At 60.3% G+C, this 25,533-nt stretch carries 14 protein-coding genes and 2 rRNA genes; 7 read left to right on the top strand and 9 right to left on the bottom strand.

The genetic code is table 11. The features are described from left to right. Window positions 1-42 precede the first annotated feature (42 nt). The 3 genes from AC6H1L_RS09720 to AC6H1L_RS09730 form a co-directional block, all read right to left on the bottom strand. Window positions 43-1,926, bottom strand: a complete 1,884-nt coding sequence (locus AC6H1L_RS09720; protein ID WP_497601293.1) for an ABC transporter ATP-binding protein — start codon at window positions 1,924-1,926, stop codon at window positions 43-45. A 24-nt stretch (window positions 1,927-1,950) separates the two neighbouring features. Next, window positions 1,951-4,011 carry a GMC family oxidoreductase N-terminal domain-containing protein gene (locus AC6H1L_RS09725; RefSeq protein WP_497601294.1) on the bottom strand — a complete coding sequence of 687 codons (2,061 nt, stop codon included), beginning with the start codon at window positions 4,009-4,011 and terminating at the stop codon, window positions 1,951-1,953. A 507-nt stretch (window positions 4,012-4,518) separates the two neighbouring features. Further along, window positions 4,519-5,091, bottom strand: coding sequence for a DUF402 domain-containing protein (locus AC6H1L_RS09730; RefSeq protein WP_497601295.1), 573 nt, complete (start codon window positions 5,089-5,091; stop codon window positions 4,519-4,521). A 322-nt stretch (window positions 5,092-5,413) separates the two neighbouring features. Between AC6H1L_RS09730 and AC6H1L_RS09735 the strand changes: the two genes are divergently transcribed. Next, window positions 5,414-9,445, top strand: coding sequence for an adenylate/guanylate cyclase domain-containing protein (locus AC6H1L_RS09735; protein WP_497601296.1), 4,032 nt, complete (start codon window positions 5,414-5,416; stop codon window positions 9,443-9,445). Window positions 9,446-9,539: 94 nt separating this feature from the next. Here AC6H1L_RS09735 and AC6H1L_RS09740 read toward each other — a convergent pair whose 3' ends face one another. The 6 genes from AC6H1L_RS09740 to AC6H1L_RS09765 all read right to left on the bottom strand — a co-directional run bounded on the left by AC6H1L_RS09740 (window position 9,540) and on the right by AC6H1L_RS09765 (window position 20,694). After that, window positions 9,540-10,529, bottom strand: coding sequence for an MBL fold metallo-hydrolase (locus AC6H1L_RS09740; RefSeq protein ID WP_497601297.1), 990 nt, complete (start codon window positions 10,527-10,529; stop codon window positions 9,540-9,542). 93 nt (window positions 10,530-10,622) lie between these two features. Then, a complete protein-coding gene (locus tag AC6H1L_RS09745; RefSeq protein ID WP_497601298.1) occupies window positions 10,623-11,480 on the bottom strand; it encodes an amidohydrolase family protein in 858 nt (285 codons plus the stop codon). Between the two features lie 205 nt (window positions 11,481-11,685). Further along, window positions 11,686-14,830 (bottom strand): 23S ribosomal RNA (locus AC6H1L_RS09750). A 516-nt stretch (window positions 14,831-15,346) separates the two neighbouring features. Further along, window positions 15,347-16,871 (bottom strand): 16S ribosomal RNA (locus AC6H1L_RS09755). Together the 16S and 23S rRNA genes form the textbook arrangement of a ribosomal RNA operon. A gap of 721 nt (window positions 16,872-17,592) precedes the next feature. Continuing rightward, window positions 17,593-19,092 carry a hypothetical protein gene (locus AC6H1L_RS09760; RefSeq protein ID WP_497601299.1) on the bottom strand — a complete coding sequence of 500 codons (1,500 nt, stop codon included), beginning with the start codon at window positions 19,090-19,092 and terminating at the stop codon, window positions 17,593-17,595. A 420-nt stretch (window positions 19,093-19,512) separates the two neighbouring features. Continuing rightward, window positions 19,513-20,694 (bottom strand): M24 family metallopeptidase, encoded by a 1,182-nt coding sequence (locus tag AC6H1L_RS09765; RefSeq protein WP_497601300.1) that lies wholly within the window; start codon window positions 20,692-20,694, stop codon window positions 19,513-19,515. 352 nt (window positions 20,695-21,046) lie between these two features. Between AC6H1L_RS09765 and AC6H1L_RS09770 the strand changes: the two genes are divergently transcribed. The 6 genes from AC6H1L_RS09770 to AC6H1L_RS09795 all read left to right on the top strand — a co-directional run bounded on the left by AC6H1L_RS09770 (window position 21,047) and on the right by AC6H1L_RS09795 (window position 25,437). After that, window positions 21,047-22,291 carry an LCP family protein gene (locus tag AC6H1L_RS09770; protein ID WP_497601301.1) on the top strand — a complete coding sequence of 415 codons (1,245 nt, stop codon included), beginning with the start codon at window positions 21,047-21,049 and terminating at the stop codon, window positions 22,289-22,291. A 190-nt stretch (window positions 22,292-22,481) separates the two neighbouring features. Further along, window positions 22,482-23,441, top strand: coding sequence for a purine nucleoside phosphorylase YfiH/LACC1 family protein (locus tag AC6H1L_RS09775; RefSeq protein ID WP_497601302.1), 960 nt, complete (start codon window positions 22,482-22,484; stop codon window positions 23,439-23,441). 140 nt (window positions 23,442-23,581) lie between these two features. Further along, complete coding sequence (locus tag AC6H1L_RS09780) at window positions 23,582-24,319, top strand: YggS family pyridoxal phosphate-dependent enzyme (protein WP_497601303.1); 738 nt, start codon at window positions 23,582-23,584, stop codon at window positions 24,317-24,319. 20 nt (window positions 24,320-24,339) lie between these two features. After that, entirely contained in the window at window positions 24,340-24,837 is a 498-nt protein-coding gene (locus AC6H1L_RS09785; RefSeq protein ID WP_497601304.1) for a DUF6391 domain-containing protein, read from the top strand. Window positions 24,838-24,842: 5 nt separating this feature from the next. After that, on the top strand, window positions 24,843-25,121 hold the full coding sequence (locus tag AC6H1L_RS09790) for a YggT family protein (RefSeq protein WP_497601305.1): 279 nt from the start codon (window positions 24,843-24,845) through the stop codon (window positions 25,119-25,121). A 52-nt stretch (window positions 25,122-25,173) separates the two neighbouring features. After that, entirely contained in the window at window positions 25,174-25,437 is a 264-nt protein-coding gene (locus AC6H1L_RS09795) for a DUF167 domain-containing protein (RefSeq protein ID WP_497601306.1), read from the top strand. The last annotated feature ends 96 nt before the right edge of the window (window positions 25,438-25,533 follow it).

A 25,533-nucleotide genomic window follows, 5' to 3' on the forward strand; every position in this document is an offset into this window, starting at 1 on the left:
GCAGACCTGGGCACCACCAGCCGCGAAAGAAGGACGAGGGCGCTAGCGATACGAAGAGGCCTGTAGATTGAAAAGTTCGGCGTAGCGCCCGCCACGCGCCATCAGCTCCTCATGGCTTCCCTGCTCGATCACCTGGCCGCGCTCCAGAACAAGAATATGGTCGGCAACCCGCACTGTAGAGAAGCGGTGTGAGATAAAGATGGCCATGCGCCCGCGGGTCAATTCGCGCATGCGGGCAAACAGCTCGTGCTCGGCCTGGGCGTCCAGCGCCGACGTCGGCTCATCGAGGATCAGAATCTGAGCATCGCGCATGAAGCCGCGGGCCAGAGCCATTTTCTGCCACTCGCCGCCCGAGAGGTGGTGGCCCTCCTCGAACCAGCGCCCGAGCATCGTTTCGTAGCCCTGGGGAAGACGCGCGATCACCTCATCGGCACCACTTTTCTGAGCTGCCGTCGTAATGCGCGCCCGATCCTCAATGAAGTCAACCTGGCCAACCCCGATATTCTCGCGCGCCAGGAGCTGGTACTGCACGAAGTCCTGAAAGATGATGCCGATCTCGCGGCGCAGCTCATCGGGATCATACTCGCGGATATCGTGCCCATTGACCAGAATCTGCCCTTCTTGGGGATCGTAGAGGCGCGCCAGCAGCTTGACCAGGGTGGTCTTGCCCGCCCCATTGCGTCCGACAATGGCCAGCGTCTGACCGGTCTCCAGCTTAAAGCTCACATTGCGCAGGGCCGGCTCCTGGCGCCCTTCATAATAAAAGGTGACGTTGCGGAACTCGATCCCGCGCGAAAATGGCCGCTCCAGGGGCACCGGATTGGCCGGGCGCGGCATCTCCGGGCGCAGGGCCAGCACCTCAAAGAGCGTGCTCAGATAGAGATTATGCTCATACATCGATGAGAAGCCGCTCAGAATGTTCTGAAAGTTATTCTGCACTGAGTTAGCGGCCTGCGTATAGAGCGTCAAATCACCGATAGAGACGCGCCCATAGATCGCCTGAATAGCCACATAGAGAAAGGTGCCACTGCTCACCAGAGTTGTCAGCGTGCCCCAGCCGAAGCCGGCCAGATAGCGCCGCACCACGAGCCGGCGCTCTTCGCTGAGGAAGCGCTCAGCGAATTGCCGAAAGCGCTCGATAAAGAACGGCCCCAGATTGAAGATCTTGATCTCCTTCTGATAGGAGTCAGTAGTCAACAGGTTGACCAGATAAGCCTGCATGCGCCGCTCCTGAGACTGGCGACGCCTGAGCTGGAAGCCGCGCCAGCCATAGCGAGCATCAGCGATGAAGGCAGGCACTGGCGCGACGAGAGCGATGACAGCCAGCCACCATTCCAACCGAACCAGCAAGACAATCATTGAGCCGAAAGTCAGCGAATTGCGCAGCAAGGTAAAGGTGCCAGCGATCATCATGACCGGGCGCAGCATGGCCTCCTGCTGCACCTGCTGCAGCTTGTCGTAGAACTCCGAGCGTTCGAAGAAGGCCATATCGAGAGTATGAGCATGCTCGATCAGCAGATACTGAACGCGACTGGCGGTCTCGTCCTGCAGAATCTGCTGAAAGGTATTGCTGAGCGTAGTGAGCAGGCTCATCAGGAGATTAAGCAAGAGCTGCAGCCCGGCCAGGACGATGATCATTCGCAGATAGTAGCCGGCGCGGGCACTCTCCCGAATGGCCATCACAACGGCATCAAGCAGCAACTTATTGAGATAGATGGTTGAGGCTGGCACGAAAGCCAAGAGCAGGGTAGTCAGAGCCAGGCCCAGCGTGAGCCAAGGATTCGTCTCCCAGACCAGGCGCAGAGAGCGTGCCAGGCCGATCAGGGCGCCCGGCACGCTCCGTACAAAGCGAACGAGGCGTTCTCGCCAAGAGAGATCTTCGTCGTCCTCGCTCTGCTGCCTGAAGGGGGAGGGTCTGCGCATCATGTGTGTATGATAGAGCATATTCCCCTACAGCGTTGACTTGATGTACTGCGCCGCCCTGTGGGCCAGCGCCATGATCGAGAGCATTGGATTGACGCCGGAGGGCGAGGGGAAGACGCTGCCATCGCAAACAAAGAGGCCGCGCACGCCGTGCACCTCATGATTGCCATCGACGACCGCCTGTCGTGGGTCGCTGCCCATACGACAGGTGCCCATCTGGTGGGCCGTGAAGACCATGAGGCGATTGGGAGCCAGGCCATGCCGCTCAAGCTGGCGTTCGAACTCGCGGAACTGTCGTTCATCGAGCGTGCCATCGGCGGCGCGATCGAGGCGTGTGCGCCGCGTATGGAGTGAGAGCACGGCTCGAGCGCCGGCGGCGAAATGCACGCGTGCAGCCTGCGCCATGCCGTGGAGCAGATGGCGGCGATCGTAGACCGAGACCACGTAATCGATGACCGGCTCGCCGTCCTTACCGAGCGAGACGCGGCCCTCTCCGCGGTCGCGCGTCAGCACGATGAAGGCGGCCACATAAGGCGCCTGCAGCAGCTCGCGGCGATAGTCGCGCGCCGACCACCAGGGCATAGCCACGCCGAGCATGCCTGGATGCACAGGAGCGGTCTCTAGTTTGTAGCCGTAGGTGCCGTCCAAATGGCCGAACTCGTTGCTATAGGCCGACTGCAGAACCCCTTTCCAGGGGTAGATCTTGTCAGGATAGAGGCCGGCCATGACTGCCGTCGGGTGCAGATAGAGATGGCGCCCAATATGAGGATTGTCCAAGCCGGAGCGCAGCAAGATGGCTGGCGAGTGGATAGCGCCCGCTGCCACAATGACCGCGCGCGCCCGCACGGTCAGGCGACTGAGGCGTCCGCTCTGGGGATCACGCACGGTAGCGACGACGCCAACGGCGCGCCCTTGCTCGATCAGGACCCGATCAGCGCTGCAGTTGACGATGATGCGCGCGCCCGCTTCAAAGGCATCCTGCAAATAGGTCTTGAGCGTCGACTGCTTGCAGCCATAGCGGCAGCCAAAGCAGCAGGTGCCACAGCGCTGATTACAGCCAACAGCATTGCGCCGCAGAACGCCGGCATGATACCCCAGAGCCAGGCAGCCATCGGCCAGGACCTGATTCTGCCGATTGTGAGCACTGTTCTCCAGATTGACGCTGATGCGCTCCTCTACGGCAGCGAAACTATCCTGCAGACTCTTACCCGTCAGCTCGGCAACACCGGAGCGCTTTGCCCATTCGTCTAAGATGTCCTCGGGCGTTCTGAAAGAGGTCATCCAGTTGACAACCGTGCCCCCGCCCAGCGTACTGCCGGCCAGGACGGTGATACCGAGGTCGCGTGAGGTCAACAGGCCACGCTGCAGGTAGAGTTCGGTCATGCCTCGCCCTTCCTCAACTGGAAAGGTCTCCTCATTATAATATCCCCCTTTTTCAAGGACCACCACGCTTTTGCCAGCCCGCGCCAGCTCACCAGCTACAACGCCCCCACCAGCTCCAGAGCCAATGATTACGGCGTCGGCTTCCAGCGTGGTATCGCTTTCAATAGGGAAGGGCTGCAGCGGACGCGCCACGGTCGCCGGCGGGTCTTGAGGAGGCGTGTAGTCCAGGACGTCCCAATTAGGATTGCGTCCCCGTTCGTCCAAGGCCGCAAAGAAGATGAAGCCGGCCAGACGTTTCATGGCCTGGAAGCCCTGACGCAGCAGGCCTAGTGGACTGTTGGCCAGCGCCAGTAGATAGCGCTCACGCTGCTCTTGGGAGAGACGGATGAAAGGCTGTGGCCTGCCAACCAGCAGTAGGGAGGCCAGTGGACTGCTGAGCACGGTAAGGAGCTGGCGAATCTGCCCTTTGCGCTCTTCGTTCTCCAGCGCCAGCATTTCGGCCATGCGCTGGGCAACTTGGAGATCAGCAGCCCGCCGACGGTAGTAGGCGGCCTCTTCGGGACCTGCTCCCGAGGGTGGTTCGAGGGAAGGTAGCAGGGTGTCACAGATGGCTTCGAGAATCGCGAATTCGGAAGGTGAGAGCCACGTTGCTCCCTGACTCTGACGTTGCACAATGGGTGATAGCACGGTGGAGGAGACGGTCATTGAGGAATACCTCCTTCTGTCGCTCAAAACACTGGATCATGCCAACGTCGCATGATTCTGGGCAAAGCGATGCAGCCACAGTGAAGAGCTGACATATCTCTCTATAGTGTAGGTAAGTATAGCATAATCCGACTTGCCTTTCAGGCACCTTCATGGCGGCTCGCGCCGCTTCCCAAGCGCCTTCATGGCCTCTTTACAAAGCTGACTGACAGTCAGTCAATAAATCTGCGCCAGCCCCTGACGCTGGCTCGCCATCCTCCATTGTGGGAGTCAGCGCGGCCAGGCCAGAGTGAGAGAACAGGGAGGAGACCATAACGCGCTGGAGCTTGGGGGAAGAGGCTACCGAACCAGGCAGGCTGCGCCTGAGACAGCGCAGCCTGGGACCTGGAGGGTGGCTTGCGTGGGTGAGTGAGTAGTCACTAAGGGTTAAGCGAGAACGGCCTGAGACAGCCCCGGCGGCTTGTGGTTGACGGTAGCAAGGGATCAGGCGCTGACGTCGACCATTCCTCAGCTCAGGCCGCTCTGCGACAGGCAGCCATGCTGATCGAAATCGGTTTGGAGAAGGCGCTGAGGGATCAGGCGAAAGAGGCCTGTTCCGATCTGGGCCGCATTTGTCAGTGTGCGCAGGGCCATCAAGGCGCCGATGCGCGTCTCCTCGCTATAGTCGAGCAACTCCACCATGTGATCGAATTCGGCCTGAGTCAGCACCTCGTAGGAGAGATCGGGGCGGACCAGCATGGTCAGGTCGAGATCGACATAGTGCACACCTGCCACCTCGATTGTTGGTGGCAGGATAATAGTTGCATACGTATAGAGCAGATCGCGGCCACTATAGAAGGCGCTCAACATATACCAGCGCTCAGGCCAGAAGAACTGGAGGCAATGATGGCGCAGGGGACGAGCGCCCGTCGTCCATTCCATCAGTGTTCCAGCGGGCAGCCAGAGGCGCAGGCAGTCAGCGCTTGGCTCAGCGGTTGGCGGATCACCCAGTTGCACATCTGGTGAAAGGCGATAGGCGCGCCAGGTGCCGCGCAGCACTCCATCATAGCTACGGCTCTCGACACGAAAATCTCGTGGCATAGGCATACTTCTCCCTTCCATCCGCCCCATAGTACGCAAATCTGCCCGGTTCGTCAAGCTGGGCAGAAAGCGCACATCTGAGGCAGCCGAGCGCTGATCCGCTTCCCGGCCGGTTTCCTGGTCGGAGGCCTGGGGGAGCTACCGAGGGCCATCACGCATCAGGGAATCTCTGCTATCTCATGACTCGCGAGATATAGTAGAATACAGCTATAGATTCGCCAGAGGCGGTCGTCAGAGCTAGCCCAAGAGCAGGATTTTCAGTAGCCGAGAGAGGCTAGCCCGAGCCGTAGGTAGCTAAAGGAAAAGAAAGAGCACACAGATCATGCTGCGCTGCCCGCGCTGTCAGACGCAGAATCCGCCGCATGCCAAATTTTGTTTTGCCTGCGGCCTGCGCTTCCTGATCTGCCCTTACTGTGGTACGGCCAATCCTCCGATGGCGCACTTCTGCATTGAGTGTGGGCGTGCCCAGGGGCCGAAAGGGCGCTGGCCGGAGAGAGCAGACACGTTGTCACTGCCGGCCTCCACCGCTAGCAGGCGAGAAGAGTCGTGGGGAGAAACACCATCCTGGTCGCCTGTGCCTGGGCGTCCAGAGGCGCCAGCACAGGAGCAGGCTACCGGACAAATTCCAGCTTTGAGCACACCCGAAGAGCGGCGGGTCGTCACTGTGATGTTTGCCGACATTACTGGCTCGACTCCCCTGGCTGATCACCTTGATCCCGAGGACATGCGGGCTATTCTTGCCGGCTACTTCAACCTGATGACCGAGCAGATTCGGCGTCATGGCGGCATAGTGGAAAAATACATCGGCGACGCCGTCATGGCTGTCTTTGGCCTGCCGCAGGCTCACGAGGATGACCCTGACCGGGCCATTCGTGCGGCACTCGATATGCAAGCTGCTCTTGTGCGTTTCAATCAAGCGCGGCGTGAGCGTGATCCCGAGGCCATCCCCTTACAGATGCGCATCGGGATCAATACCGGCGAGGTTGCTACGCCTGGACCTGATGGCAGCTTCAGCAGGCGTGGTGACTTTCTTGTGACCGGCGATGCGGTCAATATAGCTGCCCGGCTGCAGCAGGTAGCCAGTCCCGATACCATCCTGGTTGGCGAGCGTACTTATCTGGCGACACGCGAAACCTTTCGCTTTCGTCCATTGGCGCCATTGCACGTGAAGGGGAAAGCGGAGGCGATTCGGGCCTGGGTTGTGCTGGGCCTGGCGGAGGAGCAGCCCGCCAGCGTACTGATAACACGTGCCCGGCGCGGCCTTCTGGCGCCGCTCATTGGGCGCTCGCTCGAGCTGACCCTGATGCACGCGACCTATGCGCGCGTTCTGGCCGAGCGGCAGCCTCATTTGATCACCCTGCTCGGCCCTTCGGGCATCGGCAAATCCCGCCTGGTCCACGAGTTTATCGAACGTGAGCAGGAGAAGGCCCGCAGCACGGCTGGTACAGATCAAGGGCCGGCGCCGCTGGTGATGTACGGGCGTTGTCCCCCCTATGGGGAAGGTATCACCTACTGGCCGCTGATTGAGATCCTGCGGGCCTTGCTTCAGGTTCAATATAACGAGAGCGACGAGGAGATTCATAGCCGTTTCACGGCCTTCGTCAGCGAGGTGCTGGAGCAGGCTGGACACAAAGAAGATGCCGCAGGTGTAGCTGAGGCCATCCTGCTGAGTATCGGTCGCCAGCTTGGCGCATCAGCGACGCTAGCGGGCGGCGAGCGTCGCGAGCGGCAGCGCACAGCTTATGCTCGCAACCTGGAACAGAGCGGAACGCAGATGACACTCCTACGCTCGTGGCGGATTTTTCTTGCTGCGCTGGCCCAGCGGCAGCCACTCATTCTTGTGATTGACGATCTCCAGTGGGCCGACGAAGCTCTCCTTGATCTGCTGGAGCACCTGATGGAGCGTTTAAGCAATGCTCCGCTGCTTTTGCTGTGTCCGGCGCGGCCTGAGTTTCTAGAACGGCGCCAAGACTGGGGCGGAGGTCAGCGCAACTTTACGACCATTGTCTTAGAGGCGCTCTCTCCCGACGAGAGCAAGGAGCTAGTGCGTGCACTGCTAAAGAACAGCGAGCTACCCGAAGCCCTCTGTCACACGATCCTCTCGCGAGCTGAGGGGAATCCCTTCTTCGTTGAGGAGCTGATCCGCATGTTCATTGATCAGGGAATTCTGGTCTATGAGCAGGATAGCTGGCGCGTTGCTCGCGAGAAGGAGCACCTTCTCAGTGATTTGGCCAGTCCGGCAGGGCCTCCAGACGACGCCTTGCTAGATCTTCACTATACGCTGCCCTTGCCCCGTGTCCCCGACACGATTCAAGGTGTGTTGGCGGCACGTGTCGATCTGCTCAGCCCTGTCGAAAAGCATGTATTGCAAAAGGCGGCAATTATCGGGCGTACTTTTTGGCTCTCAGGTCTGCGCGAGCTCACTGCCGATCTAGATGAGGAGACGCTCCTGCAGACATTGGAGTCGCTGATCACACGCGATTTTATCTCTGAATCGGAGCGGCGCGACCGGAGCCCTGTTGAGAATGATCGGGTCTTTAGCTTTAAGCATATTCTGACGCGAGATGTTGTCTACCATACGCTCTCACGCTCCCACCGCGCTGTGAGTCATGCTCGACTGGCGCGCTGGCTGGAAGAGCAAGTTGCTGGGCGCACTGAGCGCTTTGTCGAGCTGCTGGCTTATCATTATCAGCAGGCCGCCTCCAACTGGACACATAGTCTGCTCGCTGGCTTTGCTGGTGAGGAGACGAAGCCTGAGCTATCATTGCAGGAGCTGCGGGAGCGAGCGACGGTCTACCTGACAAGAGCTGGCGATCAGGCATTGCGCAGCTACTATACGATTCGAGCCATTCAGGCGTACAGCGACGCGCTGGAGCTATTGAGAGAGAGCGGGGCGGATGGCCGCGCACTGGCGCGCATGTATGAGAAGCTGGGCGACGCTTTCACGCAGCGCGCCAATTTGAAAGAAGCCTGGCAAGCCTATCGCCAGGCGCTCCAGCTTCTGGGAACGGAGCCTGAGCCGCCCTCAGCTGATCTTCTCTATCTTTATGACAGTCTGGCCGAGCTGGCGACGCGCTGGGGTCCGTGGCACGATACTCCTCCCGATATGGATGAAGTACGCACCTACATCGATGCCGGGCTGGCCCTCGCCGAGGATCAGGGAGATCGAGCTGTTTTCCTGACCTATCTGGCGCTGTGGTACATGCACCGACGGGATGACGATCCCAGCGATATCGACGAGCGAGCCAGGAGGGCTGAGCAAGCCCTGCAGAGCGCCCGTGAGGCACGACGCCTGGCCGAGGAAGCCCAAGATGTAGAAGCGCTCTGGCTGGCGCTCGACGCGCTGGGGGGCATCTATATGAAGCTCTGCGATTATGCGGAAGCCCATCGCACGCAGCATCAGCGCCAACAGCTTCAGGCTCAGATTATCCGTCAACAGGGTCGCCCGGACCGCCAGGAGCTGCACGATCTCTATTACTCTCTCGGCTGGGTTCACTTTTTCATTTGCGATTATCCAACGGCAGCGCGCTGGTTCGGTGAAGCCTGGCAGGTTGCACAGACAATGGAAAGCCCCTCCTTGCTTCTGCTGAGCATGTTGGGGCGCATCCATGTCTGGTACGAGTGGGACCGTTGGGATGATGCCCGTGAGGCGGCGCAGAAGGCTCTGCAGTTGATAGAACAATACCAGCTTGAAGAAATGTGGGAGATCGATGCGCTAAAGCATCTGGTTTTGATCGCCTTCCAGACCGGTGACTATGAGCAAGGCGAGCGCTATCTTCGTCGTTTAAAGCTCCTCAGCGAACAGGTGTCCTCACTGCTGCTGCGCCTTGATCTTGAGCTTGCTGTACAGATTGCCCGCGAGGAGTGGAGCAGCGCAGCGGAGACACTCAAGGAAGAGATTAGGCATCATGAGCCGTTCGTTAAGCCAGAGCAACAGGCATTGCTAGCCGAGCTATTGACCCGGAGAGAAACCTCTGCTGAGGAGCAGGCCAGATGGTGTCAGCGCGCGCTTGTAGCGGCACGCCGGTCCCAAGCGATCAAGGCTGAGGGGCGGGCCTTGCGAGCACAGGGCCGTCTGGCTCTCACTCTTCAACGCTGGGAGGAGGCGCGAACCTGTCTGCAGCAGGCATTAGAGCTTTTTGAGCGCCTTGATCTGCCGTGGGAGCGAGGCCAGACGCTCTATTGCCTTGGCGAGCTGTATCGCAGACAGGCGGCTAGCGCACAACTGCCGGAGGCAACCAGACAGTGGCGCGAGTTAGCGCGTCACTCCTTTACTCAGGCGCTGGGCTTCTTTAGGGCACTGCACGCCGTGCGCGATATAGAGCGGGCCAGCAAGGCCTTGCAAGAGTTATAAGTCATGGCGAGCTGCTCTCTAGCCTCTAGTAGAACCTGGCAGCCGAAGCCGAGACATACAGGGCTGGCAAGCTTCTTGTTAGCGGAGGAACCGCTTACGCATTACCTTCTGAGGAGATGCCCCCACGCCACCAGTATTCATCGTGCCAGAGACGTGTTGAGTCCCAGGTTGGACCTATTGCGCGGGGGAGCGTGGCCAAGTGAACTTGCCGCAGAGCGGCGCCGGCCTCCACAAGCTGGCGCTGAACGCTGCTTAAGGCGAGCTGGGGCGTGTTATTGACCTGGCTTAGATGGGCCAGCCAGATCCAGCGCAAGCTATCGGCGCGCCAGGTCTGGAGGATCGCCTGAGCCGCCTGCTCATTCGAGAGATGGCCAGTGGGACTGAGGATACGCATTTTGAGGGCATAGCTGTAGGGACCGTGTAGAAGCCGCTCGCGGTCGTGATTGGCCTCCAGAATGAGGAGATCAGCTTGGCGCATAGCTTCCAGCATGGTGAGGGTGACCGAGCCACTATCGACTACCACGCAGACGCGGCAGCCGCCTGCACAGAGCAGGTAGCCGCAGGGAGCGACAGCATCATGAGGGACCGGGAAGGAAATAATCTCAATATCTCCAAGCAGGCAGGAGCTACCAGCGGGCAAAGCCAGCGTTCGTCTCAGGGACGGCGTCACTATTCTTCTTTCTGCGCTCGCAACTGGCAACTTCTGCCGGTCTGGGGCCTGCGTCTCCAGGCAAGGCAGCTGATCCGTCTGCTGATCTGTACCAGGTCTGCGGCTGCCTTCGCCGTCACCGCTATCCAGCGACCGCGGGGCCTCACTTAGGGCCGCCAGGGTAGCTGGATCAGCGATCACAAGCGGATCATAGCGCTTCAGCAGCGTAGGCAGGGCCAGAGTATGATCGTCGTGCTCGTGAGTGAGGAGAACGGCGAGGATTTGGGCAGGTGAGACGCCAACAAGATGAAGGCGATTGATCAGAGTACGGCAAGGCAAGCCAGCGTCGACTAGCAGCCTGGTCCGTCCGGCTGGTCCAGCCTCGATCAGCAAGGCGTTGCCGCTGCTACCGCTTCCTAGAGAAATGACACGCATACCTCTACTCGGGCCTGCTGTTTTCGCTCTTCCAGACAGGATCTTCTGTTTTTGCCCTGAGAGGGCCTACGGAACTGGCCTTCTCTGACCGCATCAGTGCGCCGCTTGTTCAGGCAGGCCAAGCAGGAGGCGTGCATTTTCGCCCAGGATTTTGCTTAGCTCATCAGGGCTGAGACCAGCCTGCTGAATATGCTCGATAACACGGCGCTGGCGCAGCAAGCGATAATCGCTAGCAAAGAGGATGCGATCAGCGCCTACCAGTCTGGCCACTGTTGGAAAGATGGCCGGACGGTAGAGGAAGACCGTTGCAGCAGTATCATACCACACCAGGGAACAGACTTGCTGCACCTCTGGCATCAGGGTATAAAAAGGCAAGCCGCCGCCCCAATGCGCCGCGACAAAGCGCACATCGGGGAAGGCTGTCAGGAAGGCAACTACGTCGGCCAGGGAGACATCGCCCTTTCCGGGGTAGAGGTGGCCTACTGGCTCGCTACAGTGGGAGAGAACGAGCAGATTATAGTGGCGCACGACCTCGATAAGAGGAGCCAGTAGATGGATGTCACTCAAGCGATAGCCCTGGCCGTGGGGCATGAGTTCGCCCAGGCCGATCATGCCGGCCTGAGCACAGCGCTCCAGCTCACGTACCGCCCGCTTGCCGGCAGTTGGCAAGGCTACAGCCATGCCATAGATGCGACCTGGATAGCGACGCATGGCATCCAGGATATAGCTATTACCTTCCTCGATAAGGCCTGGGTCGGTCCAACCGAAGGAGAAGGCCACGGAAGCATCCACACCCGAGGCATCCATCTCCGCGATCAGGTCTTCAGCGGTGGCCAGCTTAGCGCGGGGATTAGCGTAGAGGGTTCGAAACCAGGGGTCACGTTCACAGTAGCGCTCGCGCTGCTCGCAGATGTGGGGAGGAAAAAGGTGAGTATGGAAATCGATGATCATACTCTGCTGCGCTCAGAGCTATAAAAAAAGGGCATTGCCTCATTTAGCACGCCCCTTTTCTTCCTGAAGGAGAACCCTACAACTGGAGGGTGTCTTGCCTCAATTTTGCTGAGGGAGAACTGCCGTCGTGACAGCGGGGAAGCGTCGCGCGCTCCATCCTTGACAATAGGCAGGCGCTCAGTGATCTTTTGCAGTATCGTAAGGGAGGCACAAGCCGTTCGGTCATTAGGGCCGGTCAGCTGCACCTGTTACCAGGTGTCCACCTCCGGTCTATCGACCAGGTCGTCTGCCTGGGACCTTATCTCCGGCGGCGACTACCGCCTGGAGCGGGAAGCGCCTCTTGGGGTCGGCTTCGCGCTTAGATGCTTTCAGCGCTTCTCCTCGCCTGACGTAGCTACCCGGCTCTGGCCTGGGCAGGCCAACCGGCTCACCAGCGGTCAAGCCCTCTCGGTCCTCTCGTACTAGAGCGGACTCCCCTCACGCTTCCTCTCGCCCACGACGGATAGAGACCGAACTGTCTCACGACGTTCTGAACCCAGCTCACGTGGCGCTTTCATGGGCGAACAGCCCAACCCTTGGGACCTACTCCAGCCCCAGGATGCGCCGAGCCGACATCGAGGTGCCAAACCCTGCCGTCGATGGGAACTCTTGGGCAGGATCAGCCTGTTATCCCCGGGGTAGCTTTTGTCCGTTGCGCCACACGCCTTCCACTCGGACATGTGGGATCACTCAGCCCGACTTTCGTCCCTGCTCGGCTCGTTAGCCTCGCAGTCAAGCTCCCTTCTGCCTGTACACTCTTCAGGTGATGTCCATCCACCTTGAGGGAACCTTTGGGCGCCTCCGTTACCCTTTAGGAGGCGACCGCCCCAGTCAAACTCCCCACCTAGCCCTGTCTGCGGCCGGGCTCCACCGGCTCCGCATGAGTCCCGACAACACACCAGAGTGGTATTTCACCGGCGCCTCCACCGCCCCCGCAAGGGCGGCTTCTTCGGCTCCCACCTATCCTCCGCAGGTGTGCCCTCGGCACCAGGCCAGGCTAGAGTCAAGCTCCACGGGGTCTTTTTGTCCTGTCGTGGGCAACCCGCATCTTCACGGGTACTGCAATTTCGCCGAGCCCTCTGTCGAGACAGCGCCCAGGTCGTTCCTCCTTTCGTGCGGGTCGGAACTTACCCGACAAGGAATTTCGCTACCTTAGGACCGTTAGAGTTACGGCCGCCGTTCACCGGGGCTTCCCTGGCGAGCTGCGCTCACCCGCCAGCTTCACCTTCCGGCACTGGGCAGGAGTCAGCCCCTATATCTCCGCTTCCGCGTTCGCAGGGACCTGTGTTTTTGGTAAACAGTCGCCTGGGCCTATTCCTGCGGCCTCCTCACCAGCCCTGACCTGCTCTACGCGCCCCTCTCGGAGCGCCCCTCCGGTCAGCGCCAGCTACGAAGGCGCCCCTTCTTCCGAAGGTACGGGGCCAAGTTGCCGAGTTCCTTGACAGAGGCTCACTCGTTCACCTCGGGAGTTTACCTCCCTGCCTACCTGTGTCGGTTTGCGGTACGGGCAGAGGGCCGTCTGGCTAGAGGCTTTTCTTGGCGGCCTGGGGGCCGGTGACTTGTCGCCTCCTCTCGGAGGCTCGTGCCTGCGGTCACGCCTCCTGGCGCCGGGCTTTCCCTCGGCGCCTCGCTTCCAACAGGCAGCCCATCCTGTCCACTCGATGGGTTCACCTTCCCTACCGCGTCCCCCCTTCGCTCTTCTCGACGCCCTCTGGGGCAGGATTCTCCACCTGCTCTCCATCGCCTACGACCTACCGTCCTCGGCTTAGGGCCCGCCTCACCCTGGGTCGATCAACGGTGCCCAGGAACCCTTAGGCTTTCGGTGGGGGGGATTCTCACCCCCCTTGGCGCTACTCATTCCGGCATTCGCACTTCCGCTCGCTCCACCGGTCCTTGCGGTCCGGCTTCCCCGCTCGCGGAACGCTCCCCTACCAGCCTCGCGGCGCGTGGTCTGCCCACGCCCCCACAAGGCTCCACGGCTTCGGTCGGCTGCTTCAGCCTCCTGGTGTTGTCGGCGCCAGCTCGCTCGACCAGTGAGCTATTACGCACTCTTTCAATGATGGCTGCTTCTAAGCCAACATCCTGGCTGTCTGGGCCAGCTGACCTCCTTTTCCACTCAGCAGCCCCTTGGAGACCTTAGCCGGTGGTCTGGGTTGTTCCCCTCTCGTCTGGCAAGGTTATCCCCGCCAGACTCACTCCGCCGCCCCTCTTGATGGCCTGTCGGCCTGCCGCGCTGGGCATTCGCAGTTTGCGTGAGCTTGGTAACCAGCTCCTGGCCCCGCACCCACACAGCGCTCTACCTCCCAGCGCTGCCGCGGCGGGCTGCACCTCCATGCATTTCGGGGAGAACCAGCTATCTCCGTGTTCGCTTGGCATTTCACCCCTACCCACAGCTCCTCCCCTGGTTTTGCAACACCAGTGGGTGCGAGCCTCGACGGATTGTCACATCCGCTTCACTCTGGCCATGGGTAGCTCACACGGTTTCGGGTCCCATCGCCGCTACCTGCTCCCAGTTCCCTGGAAGCGGCGCCCTCTTCAGACTCGGTTTCCCTCCGGCTCCCCTCCTCTCACGGGAGGTTAACCTGCGGCAACGGCGATGCACTCGCCGGATCATTCTGCAAAAGGCACGCCATCAGCCCGCTCGTGGTCCGCCTGCCTGGGCTCCCCAGTCGCCTGGCTCGCCCAGCGGCCTGCCGCCCACGGCATGGGCCTCTGACTGCTTGTCGCGTACGCGGTTTCAGGTCCTCTTTCATCCCCCTCTCGGGGTGCTTTTCACCTTTCCCTCACGGTACTGCGTCCGCTATCGGTCGCTGAAGGTAGTTAGCCTTGGAGGGTGGTCCCCCCTGCTTCCCACCGGGTTCCTCGTGCCCTGTGGTACTCAGGCACCAGCGCCAACCCCGCCTGAGCTGTTTCCCCTACAGGACTCTCACCTTCTCTGGTGTGGCGTTCCAGCCACTTCGGGTACAGCCTCGGCTGAGCCGGGCGTTGCCCCGCGCTGGCCCTCCAACCCCGCTCGGGGAGCCGTTGCCGGTCCCAGAACGGTTTGGGCTGAGCCCCGTTCGCTCGCCACTACTGAGGGCCTCTCGGTTGATTTCGCTTCGTCGGGCTACTAAGATGTTTCAGTTCACCCACTGCCCCTCGGTCGGCCCAGTGGCCGCCGATCTCCGGCCATCACGCCGGAGGGGTTACCCCATTCGGAGACTCAGGGATCATCGCTTGCCAGCAGCTCCCCCTGAACGTTTCGCCGCTCGCCGCGTCCTTCTTCGGCCTTCAGCGCCTAGGCATCCCCCGCGTACGCTTCTCGCTTGTGCCGCTTCCCGCGACACCTGCAAGAGATCGTTTCGCGCCTATCCTTTCTGTCTCGGATGTCTCGGCTTCGCTTTTGCCCCGCCGTCTACGACGGTTCATTTCGCTCAGCAAAATTGAAGCAAGACACACACTCAGTTGTTAAGGTGCTGGTGCCAGGCTACGAGAGGCGCCGCTACTGACTTCAGGCTCTCAGCCTCGCCGTCCGCCGCTCGCGCCCTCCCCGACACCTGAAAAGTGGAAAACCTGCAGAGGCTGTGCCGCATTCGCACCTCAGCGGCTGTCTACTGCCTCAATCCCTCAGCCAGTCGATTATCTCGACTGATTACTCGGCTCGCATTTCAGCGCTGTGACCTGGAGAGTTGGGAAGCACGTTTCATCTGGGAGCGAAACCGCACTTAAGCAGCCTCAACTCACCCGATGAAACGGATCGACCTGGAAGGGAGGGGGAACACAGCAGGTTCACGGTGCCGCTCCGCGCGGAGCAGCCTTGTCCTGCTTCCCAGCCTCCGACTCCCTAGAAAGGAGGTGATCCAGCCGCACCTTCCGGTACGGCTACCTTGTTACGACTTCACCCCAATCACCGACCCCACCTTCGACGCCTGCCTCCCCGTGCCTTAGCACGGGGTTAGCCCGACGGCTTCAGGTGTTGCCGGCTTTCGTGGTGTGACGGGCGGTGTGTACAAGACCCGAGAACGTATTCACCGCCGTGTGCTGACCGGCGGTTACTAGCAACTCCTCCTTCATGCAGGCGGGTTGCAGCCTGCAATCTGCACTGAGATCGGGTTTTAGGGATTCGCTTCCCGTCGCCGGGTCGCTGCCCGCTGTCCCGACCATTGTAGCGTGTGTGTCGCCCAGGATGTCAGGGCCATGCTGACTTGACGTCATCCCCACCTTCCTCCGCGTTGTGCGCGGCAGTCCCCTCGGAAACCTCCAACCGAGAGCGAGGGTTGCGCTCGTTGCGGGACTTAACCCAACACCTCACGGCACGAGCTGACGACAGCCATGCAGCACCTGAGCACGCCTCCCTTGCGGGCCGGCCCATCTCTGGACCCTCAGCGTGCTTGTCCAACCCTGGTAAGGTTCTTCGCGTTGCATCGAATTAAACCACACGCTCCGCTGCTTGTGCGGGTCCCCGTCAATTCCTTTGAGTTTTAGCCTTGCGGCCGTACTCCCCAGGCGGACCACTTACTGCGTTCGCTTCGGCGCGCAGGGGGTCGATCTCCCCACACACCTAGTGGTCATCGTTTACGGCTAGGACTACCGGGGTATCTAATCCCGTTCGCTCCCCTAGCTTTCGCCTCTCAGCGTCAGGTACCACCCAGGACACTGCCTTCGCCTTCGGTGTTCTTCCCGATCTCTACGCATTTCACCGCTCCACCGGGAATTCCATGTCCCTCTGTGGCCCTCCAAGTCCGACCGTCTTCCCGCCTCTCTCGCAGTGAAGCCGCGAGCTGTCAGCGGGAACCTGCCAGACCGCCTACAGGCCCTTTACGCCCAGTAACTCCGGACAACGCTCGCCCCCTACGTCTTACCGCGGCTGCTGGCACGTAGTTTGCCGGGGCTTCTTCCTGGGGTACCGTCCTCTTCTCTTCCCCCAGAAAAGCAGTTTACAACCCGAAGGCCTTCTTCCTGCACGCGGCGTCGCTCGGTCAGGCTTGCGCCCATTGCCGAAGATCCCTCACTGCTGCCCCCCGTAGGAGTCTGGGCCGTCTCTCAATCCCAGTGTGGCTGGCCGTCCTCTCAGACCAGCTACCGATCGTCGCCTTGGTAGGCCTTTACCCTACCAACAAGCTAATCGGGCGCAGGCCCCTCCTGCAGCGCCCCGCGCCCTCCGGCACGGAGCTTTCCTGACGCCTCTCGCAAGGCGCCACCGTATGCGGGATTGTCGGCGCTTTCGCACCGGTATCCCCCACTGCAGGGCAGGTTACCCACGTGTTCCTCACCCGTCCGCCACTCCCTCCCCTCGCGGGGAGAGCGTTCGACTTGCATGTGTTAGGCACGCCGCCAGCGTTCGTCCTGAGCCAGGATCAAACTCGCCATCCAGTTCTGTAGCACCTCGATCGCTCGCCAAGCGAGGATCAAGGCAGTATATCCAGCGGATGACTCCCCAGCCTCCGCTGAGCCAGCCACCCGCACAACTCTTCAGCTCTGGATGTACGAAGTCATCAGCGCTGTTTCACCTGAATGACTGTCTGCGAGCCAATCCTAGCGGCACAGAGATCTGTGCCCGGGCGTGAGGGCCAGCAAACAGCACCACTTTAGGCGAACACAGCACATCCGCCTCTGCTGTTTTCCACTCTTCAATTGTCAAGGTGCACTAGCGATCACTTCTGCCCGTCGGAAAGACAGACAAAGATCAGCCGCGTTACAAGTTACGCTCAGGATCAATCATCTGTGTCACTCAGACAGAGCGACTCTTGACGAGTCAGGCTCTTTCCAGGACACAACACTGAGGACACCGTACCGCGGTTCTGAAATCTCTGTGGAGAATTTCTGCGAGAGATTTGTTGACCGTCTTTCCGTCCGGCGCGGACTTAATTATGCCATAGGGCCAGGGCCTTGTCAAGGGGTGTGGGGGGGAATTTTTCAAATTGGGGAGAAAATTGGCCAAGTCAGGGAGTCTCACCAGGCCGGCGCGCAGCGCAGGGGCTGGCAAGCTAGAGGCAGGCAGCAGAGAGGGAAGAGGAGAGCTGACGGAAGGAGGGGAGAGGTGGCGACACCGGGCCGGGTCAGGCCGGTATCCGGTCCGGTGTCGGCCTTGGGCTTAAAGCGCTTCCTCCTCGTCGCCTTCGCCAAGCGAGTAAGGTGGCTTCTCGACGGGCACGCGGTAGCCGCGCGGTAGCTGGGAGTTTTCACCGGGGCCATAGGACTGCGACGGCTGAGCTGGCGCTGCCAGGTCGCTGGTAATAGCCCGGACCAGGCGCTCAATCCGATCCCAGCGTGGCGGGAAGGAGGCTGCATAGAACTTTTCATGCCCCTCGCCATCGTAGATGTAGAGCGTGTAGTCGCGGTCAATGTAACGGTAGTCTACCTTGATATAGGGGATGCGCACCAGTTCCAGCACCTGCAGGGTTGGTCGCAGGCTCGACTGGACAGCCTCGGCGCTAGCACGTCCAGCGACCGCCGCGGCTGTTCGCACTTCTTCAATGGCTGCCTGCCAGACGTCGAGCGGGACAGCGTCGGGCGGGGCTTCGGGATGGAGCTTCTCATCAACTTCGGCGCTATAGACCAGCTCTCCTTCAGCCTTGAGTAGTTGCTGCTGGGGCAAGGCTTCCGTGCCGACAAAGCGGCGCCGTGTGCGCAGTTCAAAGCTGCGCACGATCTCGCGATGGCGGACAATCTTGCCAGTTCCATTGCAGGCGGGACAGAGGGCAGATTTGGCGCCCTGGCAGGCTGGACAGACGCGTTTTCCAGTGACGCAGTCGCAGTCGACCTCGCCATTGATACAGTCAGGGCAGGGAATGGTACGCCCCTTGTTCGCCGGGTCGGTATCCAGAGGATTTGGAACCGGCACTCCCTGCTGACGGATACCCTCAAAGACCGAGGAAACGCGCTCGCCAAGGGCATTGGCCAGCTTCTCGACACGCCTCTGTAAGAAGGGACGCTTTTTTTGCTCGGCCCAATCGGCGACATAGCCGCGCCCGCGGCAGGTGGCGCAGCGCTTGCGGGCTCGCCCACGGCAGTCCGGGCAGGTGATCCATCCACGCCCATTGCACTCAGTACACAGGGCATGGCCTGTACCGTTACAAGCTGTACAAGCGAGCAATTCATCAAGGCCCGCCAGGCGGGTGCGCGTGGTCGGCGGACGCAGGTCGCTGACCTCCGGCAGCTCGTAGTCCCAGACAGGTAGGAGTGGCTGCGGCTTGCCCGGCACCTGGCCAGTGTATGGCTCGCTGACAATTTCCAGTGCCCGGTGTTCCCAGCGCGTTTGGACCGTGATCTCCCACACCTCGTCACGACTCATGGCGACGATGTCCATGTAGGTTCCCAGGTCTTTCGCAACGCGCCAGTTACCTGCCGACCAGCTATTGACAAGTTGCCGAATCCTTTGCTCTTCGCTGTCGCTGGGGGGTGCTGGCCTCGGCACCGTCTGCGATTGTTGCCAGTAGGTGCTTGCGCGATCGACTACCCTTTTGAGCTGCTGCTGAACTTCGCTGACTCCCTGAGTCAGTACTCGCCCCAGCTCTTCGAGTCGCTTATCTATATCGTTCGGACCGGGGAGTCCTCCCGGCGTGTTGGTGCCGTGCTCCCATTCGTTGCTCATGTGTTTTCGCCTCCCGGCTCCGGGCGCAGCTCTGCGCTCAGCCTCACGCCGTGCGGGATCTTTTCAGCAAGCAGATTGCTCAGTCTGGCCGAGCATTTAAGCGCCGCTAAGCTATAAGTTAGCTGAGCTGGGCTGCACCCTCACTTTCATCGCGCTATCTCTGATTACCAGTTATACGCTTTGGCTAGCGCCTACGTTGTAGCCGAATCGCTCGCTCCCTGGTTACGTGCTCTGCTCTGCTCTGCTCGGTGCTTGCGGTTCTTCCCGCTCTCTTACTATGAACGAAGATTTTGATTTTGTCACTCGCATTGCGCTGAGGCGCGCTAGATTTTCTCTACCTGGCTCGTTTCAGATTCCGTTTCAGGTTCTGCGCTGCTCTCACTTTTGGCGATCAGCCTCTTTTGTCCAGTACGAGGTAGGCTAGAGTAGGGGAACGATCTCTTGCTGCATGGGAACGCCGGTGACCTCGACCTCGCGTTCGTGGATGAGCAAGTTGATTTCGCTGCGTACCCCAAAGTCGGGCAGATAGATGCCTGGCTCCAGTGAACAGCAGGTATCAGGTAAAAGGCGACGTTCGTCATGAGTTTCCAGGTTGTCCAGGTGCGCCCCTTCGCCATGTTCCGCCGTGGTGATGCTGTGACCGCTGCGATGAACAAAGGCATCGCCGTAGCCAGCACGCACGATGACGGCGCGGACGACATCGTCAACTTCGTAGGCTTGCAGAGGTCGACCCGCTGCCAGGCGCTGGCGGATGAAGTCAAGTCCTGTGTCGCGGGCCTGACAGACGAGGGCAAAGATCTCGCGGTGCCGCAGGGGAATGTCTTCCTGTCGACCGACGAAGGCCATCCAGGTGTAGTCGGCGTAGATCGCTTCTGGTTCAGGCAAACGCGCCCAGAAGTCGATGAGGAGAAGGTCGCCGCGCTGAATAGGGCTGTGCTGCTCTGCGGTGGGCGTGTAGTGCGGGTTGCTGGCATTGCTGTTGACGGCAATCAGCGGCGGTTCCTCTACAAGCAGCCCTTGAGCCTGCATCAGCGCTAGAAAGCGTTGCTGGACGCCATACTCATCGAGGCTCCTCCCGGCCTGTAGGTCGCTCGTTAGCTCCTCAAGGAGTCTGTCTTTGGCTGCTATAAGTCGTCGCCCCGCTTCGCGATGACTGGCGATCTGTTGGGGCGTGAGGCGCGCGACAAAGTGCTGAGCCAGATTGGCTGAGCTGACGATCTCGACGCCGCAGGTGCGCACAAGTTCAATGGTGCCAGCGTCAACAGTGGACAGGTAGGGAATGGCGTTGTGAGGCGAGTATTCCATCGCAATCCGCCAGCCCGGTTGGAAAAGGCTGCGGAGCTGGGTATGTAGTTCTTGCCAGGAACGGAAAATACGCTGCTTTCCCGGCAGGCTGCGCAGGACATGCGGCTCTACCGCACTTACTAGGGCAACCGGCTCCCCTTGGGTCGGTATCCAGTAAAACCAACGACGGGTAAACATCTGTTCGCGCGGCAGCTCCAGTATTCGGTGGGCAATAGGATTGGAACGGCGGAAATCATAGAAAAGCCAGCCGTGCAGTTCTTCCTCTTGTAGGGCCTGCTGAATACGCTCCAGGTTCATGGCGCTGTGCTCCTTTTTGCCGGGTCCACAGACCGTAGCTCTGGCGGTGCCGCCAGCCCGGTCATCTGCTCATGGCGGGCAGTGAGATCCAGGCTTTATTGTACCACTTGCCGCTCTCGTCTCCTTTCTATGGCCTCCTTCGCCAGACCGCTGAGCGAGGCTGTCCCTCTCTTCTAGTTCCAGGGACCCCGCTCAGGCCCGACAGGCGGCCAGCAACCAGGCTTTCTCTTGCAGTTTCAGCGAGTATTCTGTGGTCGATACATCGTTATATATCAATGTTATAGGGGTCAGGAGCGGGGGACCTTCGCCGGGGAGTCCTCAGAGTTCTCTAGTGTGTCGGCAGGATTGCGCTATGACCAGTCAGGAGCAGCCAGATCCGAGATTCGACCCTGATCAGCCATCTGACCGGGTCCAACCGCCGTTGGAGGAGCAGGTCACCCAGCGTTTAGAGGCGGAGCCTGGCAGGCCGGCCCCAGCCGAGGAAATCTCCACGCTTAAGCTGCCAGCTCCCCGCAAACGAGGCCCGCTGGGGCGGGTTTTGCTCGTGGCGCTGCTGCTAGTGGTGCTCTTGCTCGGAGGAGGGATCGCCTATGGCTACTACTATTTTCAGACGACCATTCAGGAGCCGGTTTCTCACTTTGTTCATCCGGTGAGCCGCAGCACCGAGGAGCCAACGAGCGCGCCGCCAACCACCGGTACGGATATTACCGGCCATGCCTGGAATATCCTGCTGTTGGGCAGCGATAACGATGGCAAATATACGTTTCCCGCCGTACTTACCCAGGTTATGATGGTCGTGCATATTGATCCACAACAGAATCAGGTCTTTCTGGTTTCTATCCCGCGCGATTCGTGGGTTTACATTCCCCAAGTGGGAGGTATGCATAAGATCGATCAGGCTTTTTTCCTGGGAGCCATCCAGCACAATAGCTTTGATGACGGGGTGCGTCTGGCTCGCCTGACGATCGAGAAGGATTATGGTATTACGATCGATCGCTATGCCTGGGTAGGACTGGACGGCTTCGCCAAGGTGATCGATACGCTGGGAGGCGTCGATATCGACATCACGCATCCGATTGTGGACGATACTTATCCCGACGATGTAGGAGCCGGCGCCACTGACCCCTACGGCTATCGCCGTCTCTACCTGCCGGCGGGGCCTCAGCATCTGACGGGTGAGCAGGCCTTGGAATATGTCCGCTCACGTCATGCCGATCTGGTCGGCGATATCGGACGCACGCAACGTCAGCAGCAGGTGCTGGAAGCACTCAAGAAGAAGCTGGATGTGACCAATGTGATTGAGCACCTCTCGGAGATCATCGCTGATCTGCAGGGCAAGGTCTATACAGACATCAGTGAGGGAGAGATGATCGGCTTTGCCAATTATGGCCGGACGCTGCCGTCTAGCGCTATTCATCAGGTCACGCTCGGTCCCGGACCCGGCAACCAGAACTATGGCACATTGAGCACTGTCTACGATCCTTCGACCGCCTCCGAGCAATCGGTAGTTTTGCCCGATTGCACGAATATCGAGCCGCTGATCAATCGTATTTTCGCTCTCGGGGACGTGGATAGCTGTCATGTCGCCGGCCCGTGAGTGAGCTGAGCGGGTCAAACGGCGATAGAGCAGTCGCTCAGCGTCTCGTGCGAGCGGAGCGCTGGCGCCGTTCTGCCTGTCTCTCTCCGCTTCGCCTGAGAATGGGAAGAGGCAGAACGGCGCTCGCTGCTTGCTGCTTGCGATGTGCTACAATAGGCTCCAGAGAAACTCTCTGCGATAAGGAGCCTTCGTGATTGAGCAGCAAGCCGCCCCTGTCGGCGGCGCCTTGTCGAGTCCCGTCCGCTATTTGCAGTTTGAGCATCTGCTCCAGTTCCCAACTCTCGTACATGCCATCTTTACCCGCCACGGAGGCTATAGCCAGCCTCCCTGTGCAGGCCTGAATGTCTCCTTCAAGGAAGACAGGCCGGAGGCGGCTGCCGCCAATCGCTGGCTGGCACTGCAGGCCCTTGGGCTGGAGGGCTGGCCCTGTGCGACGGTCTGGCAGATTCACAGCGCCGAGGTGGCTCTTTTTGCGCGCGAGCATTGGGAAGACTGGTCACCGGACTGGCCCTATCGTACTCTGCAGGTGGCTGGCCATGAGGTGATGTGGACGCCCCGCCCCCGTCGTAAGGCTGATGCTATTGTGACAGCAGAGCGCAAGGTCGTGCTGGCGCTCTCCTTCGCCGATTGCTTGCCGCTGCTCTTCTATGATCCGCAGAGGCAGGTGATCGCTCTGGCTCATGCCGGCTGGCGTGGGACGGCGCGCGGCATTGCCCTGACAACCGTTGAGGCCCTGCGTCAGCAGTTCGGCTCTTCACCCGCAGAGTTGCTGGTCGGGATCGGCCCAGGGATTGGTGTCTGCTGCTATGCGGTGGATGAGCCGGTGCGCGATCTTTTCTATGGGCGGCGCGATTTCCCAGAGTTGCCTGTCCGCCCAGACTTGCGTAACCTGGTAGCTGAGTCCGCCGTATTCTCTCTGGTACCTCCCTCGGAGGGTTCTTCTGCCCCTTCCGCTGAGCCTCGGCTTCACCTGGACCTGTGGGAGACGAACCGTCGTCAGCTCTTGCTGGCAGGGGTGAAGGCTGAGCATATTGCTCTGGCCGGCCTCTGTACAGCCTGCCACGCGGCGGACTTCTTTTCATACCGCGCTGAGCAGGGGCGTACGGGCCGCTTTCCAGTGCTGATGGCGCTGCGCCCGGAAGGAGCCTGAGAGCAGGCAGCCGATAAGCAGGCAAGCAGATAGGTAGCGATAGCAGTGAACGTCTGGTCTGAAGGTAAGCTGATCCGGTTCGGATTGCAAGCATGGCCGAGGCTGGCGAGGGCCTGGACGAGCGGGCAGGAGGGTATATTATGGCAGAGTCGTTGTATGCCTATGGCGTGGAAGAGCAGCTACAGGAGCGGTTAGCGGCTAATCTGGCCCATGTGCGTGGCAGAATGGCGGAGGCCGCGGCTCGCGTGGGTCGGCGGCCAGAAGAGATTACGCTCGTGGCTGTCTCGAAGACGTTCCCTGTTGAATTTGTGCGGATAGCGTATAATCTTGGCGTGACTGACTTTGGCGAGAACCGGGTACAGGAGGCGCTGCCCAAAATCGCCGCTTTCCATCCGCCAACGCTGCGCTGGCACATGATCGGTCGCCTGCAAAGTAATAAGGCCAAAAAGGTGGCCGAGGCCTTCGATTGGGTGGAAAGTATCGAGAGCTGGCACAGTGCCCAGGCTCTTAATCGCCACGCCGGCACGCTGGGGCGGCGCCTGCCTGTCTTGCTGGAGGTAAATGTGGCCGGCGAGGCCAGCAAGGGCGGGGTCCGCCCGGCGGAGTTAGTTGACTTTGCGCGCCAGGTGGCTGCTCTCCCTCAGCTTGAGGTTCAGGGCTTGATGACTGTGGCTCCGCTGGTGAGCGACCCCGAGGAGGTCCGTCCTGTCTTTCGTACCTTGCGTGAGTTGCTTGACCGCCTGCGCTCGCTGCTGCCGCAGTGTCCCTGGCAGCATCTTTCAATGGGCATGACCGATGATTATTGGGTCGCGATCGAGGAAGGCGCGACGATTGTGCGCATCGGGCGGGCGATCTTTGGCGAGCGCCCGCGCCAGTGAAGAATAGAACGGAACGCACGATGAAACCGGGTGATTTTCTTTTCAGCCGCCGCATGCGGCAAAACCACGCGTTGGAGCATGCTACAGTCACGATTTTGAGCCGGATGGTTCCCGATCTGCGGGTCTCCGCCCGGGCGACAACCGACGGCTTTCTGATGTTCGGCAGCGATATCGATCTAGAGGTGTTGCGCCGCGCCGTTGATGAGGCCCTCCAGCGCTTGCAGTCCGGCGAGGCCGAGCTTGCGATTCATCCGAATTGCGGCACCAATTTGGCTGTGGGCATCTCGCTGGTGACTATTGGTACGATGCTTGGCTTTGCTTCCTCGCGGACACGCACGCGCGTCACTTCGACGGTTCTGGCTTCGGTGGCCGGGCTGCTGGCCGCTCGCCCTCTGGGTGAGCTGGTGCAGAAGCATGTGACGACTTTGCCCGATCTGCGTGGGGTGCGCGTGACTGATATCAGGCGCCGGAAGCTGCTGGGTTTCCAGGTCATTGAGGTTCGCACTGTACAGGAGTGATAGCTATGTTCGGTCTGCCGATCCCCATCCTCCATTGGATTGTGCGCTATGGCATCGGCCTGATTATCCTCACTCTGATCATACGGGCCTTCGCTTCCTGGTTTGGCATTAATGAGCGCTACAGTTTTATGCGCTTTCTCGCCAGTTATAGTGAACCTTTCGTTAAGCCTGTGCGCAATATCGTGCCACCAGTGATGTTCATCAGCTTCTCGTTGATGACCTCGATTTTCATTCTCTATACGCTGATGACGCTTATACTTCAGGCCCTGCCCCCAACATGGTAATGAGCGCTCCCTCAGACAAGGGCAAGAACAGGCAGAGTGCAAAGCACGAGGAATGCTTAAGGTTCAGGTACGTGTGACGCCCGGCAGTCGCCGCGAGGCCCTGGAGTGGCATGGCTCTTTGCTGCGAGCATGGGTGAAGGCGCCGGCCTCGGAGGGCGAGGCCAATGCTGCTTTGCTGGCCCTGGTGGCGCGTTCGCTGGGAATCAGCCGGCAGCAGGTGGCCATTGTACAGGGAGCCAGGTCCCGCGCTAAGGTGCTTGCTCTGGAGGGCTTGACGCTGGAGGAGCTGCAGCGTCGTTTGCCGCCTGGCGAGTGAGCAGACTGTTGCCAGTACGACGGCCAGTAAGGAGAGGGCTACGGCAATATTTGGGCCTGCCCAGCCGTTGGGGCAGGCCCGCCTGATCATGGGAGG

The sequence above is a fragment of the Thermogemmatispora argillosa genome (genome assembly GCF_059696725.1).

Excerpts from the sequence above, each read along its gene's own strand:
- AC6H1L_RS09720 (WP_497601293.1), bottom strand. The coding sequence starts at position 1,926 with ATGATGCGCAGACCCTCCCCCTTCAGGCAGCAGAGCGAGGACGACGAA.
- AC6H1L_RS09725 (WP_497601294.1), bottom strand. The coding sequence starts at position 4,011 with ATGACCGTCTCCTCCACCGTGCTATCACCCATTGTGCAACGTCAGAGT.
- AC6H1L_RS09730 (WP_497601295.1), bottom strand. The coding sequence starts at position 5,091 with ATGCCACGAGATTTTCGTGTCGAGAGCCGTAGCTATGATGGAGTGCTG.
- AC6H1L_RS09735 (WP_497601296.1), top strand. The coding sequence starts at position 5,414 with ATGCTGCGCTGCCCGCGCTGTCAGACGCAGAATCCGCCGCATGCCAAA.
- AC6H1L_RS09740 (WP_497601297.1), bottom strand. The coding sequence starts at position 10,529 with ATGCGTGTCATTTCTCTAGGAAGCGGTAGCAGCGGCAACGCCTTGCTG.
- AC6H1L_RS09745 (WP_497601298.1), bottom strand. The coding sequence starts at position 11,480 with ATGATCATCGATTTCCATACTCACCTTTTTCCTCCCCACATCTGCGAG.
- AC6H1L_RS09760 (WP_497601299.1), bottom strand. The coding sequence starts at position 19,092 with ATGAGCAACGAATGGGAGCACGGCACCAACACGCCGGGAGGACTCCCC.
- AC6H1L_RS09765 (WP_497601300.1), bottom strand. The coding sequence starts at position 20,694 with ATGAACCTGGAGCGTATTCAGCAGGCCCTACAAGAGGAAGAACTGCAC.
- AC6H1L_RS09770 (WP_497601301.1), top strand. The coding sequence starts at position 21,047 with ATGACCAGTCAGGAGCAGCCAGATCCGAGATTCGACCCTGATCAGCCA.
- AC6H1L_RS09780 (WP_497601303.1), top strand. The coding sequence starts at position 23,582 with ATGGCAGAGTCGTTGTATGCCTATGGCGTGGAAGAGCAGCTACAGGAG.
- AC6H1L_RS09785 (WP_497601304.1), top strand. The coding sequence starts at position 24,340 with ATGAAACCGGGTGATTTTCTTTTCAGCCGCCGCATGCGGCAAAACCAC.
- AC6H1L_RS09790 (WP_497601305.1), top strand. The coding sequence starts at position 24,843 with ATGTTCGGTCTGCCGATCCCCATCCTCCATTGGATTGTGCGCTATGGC.
- AC6H1L_RS09795 (WP_497601306.1), top strand. The coding sequence starts at position 25,174 with ATGCTTAAGGTTCAGGTACGTGTGACGCCCGGCAGTCGCCGCGAGGCC.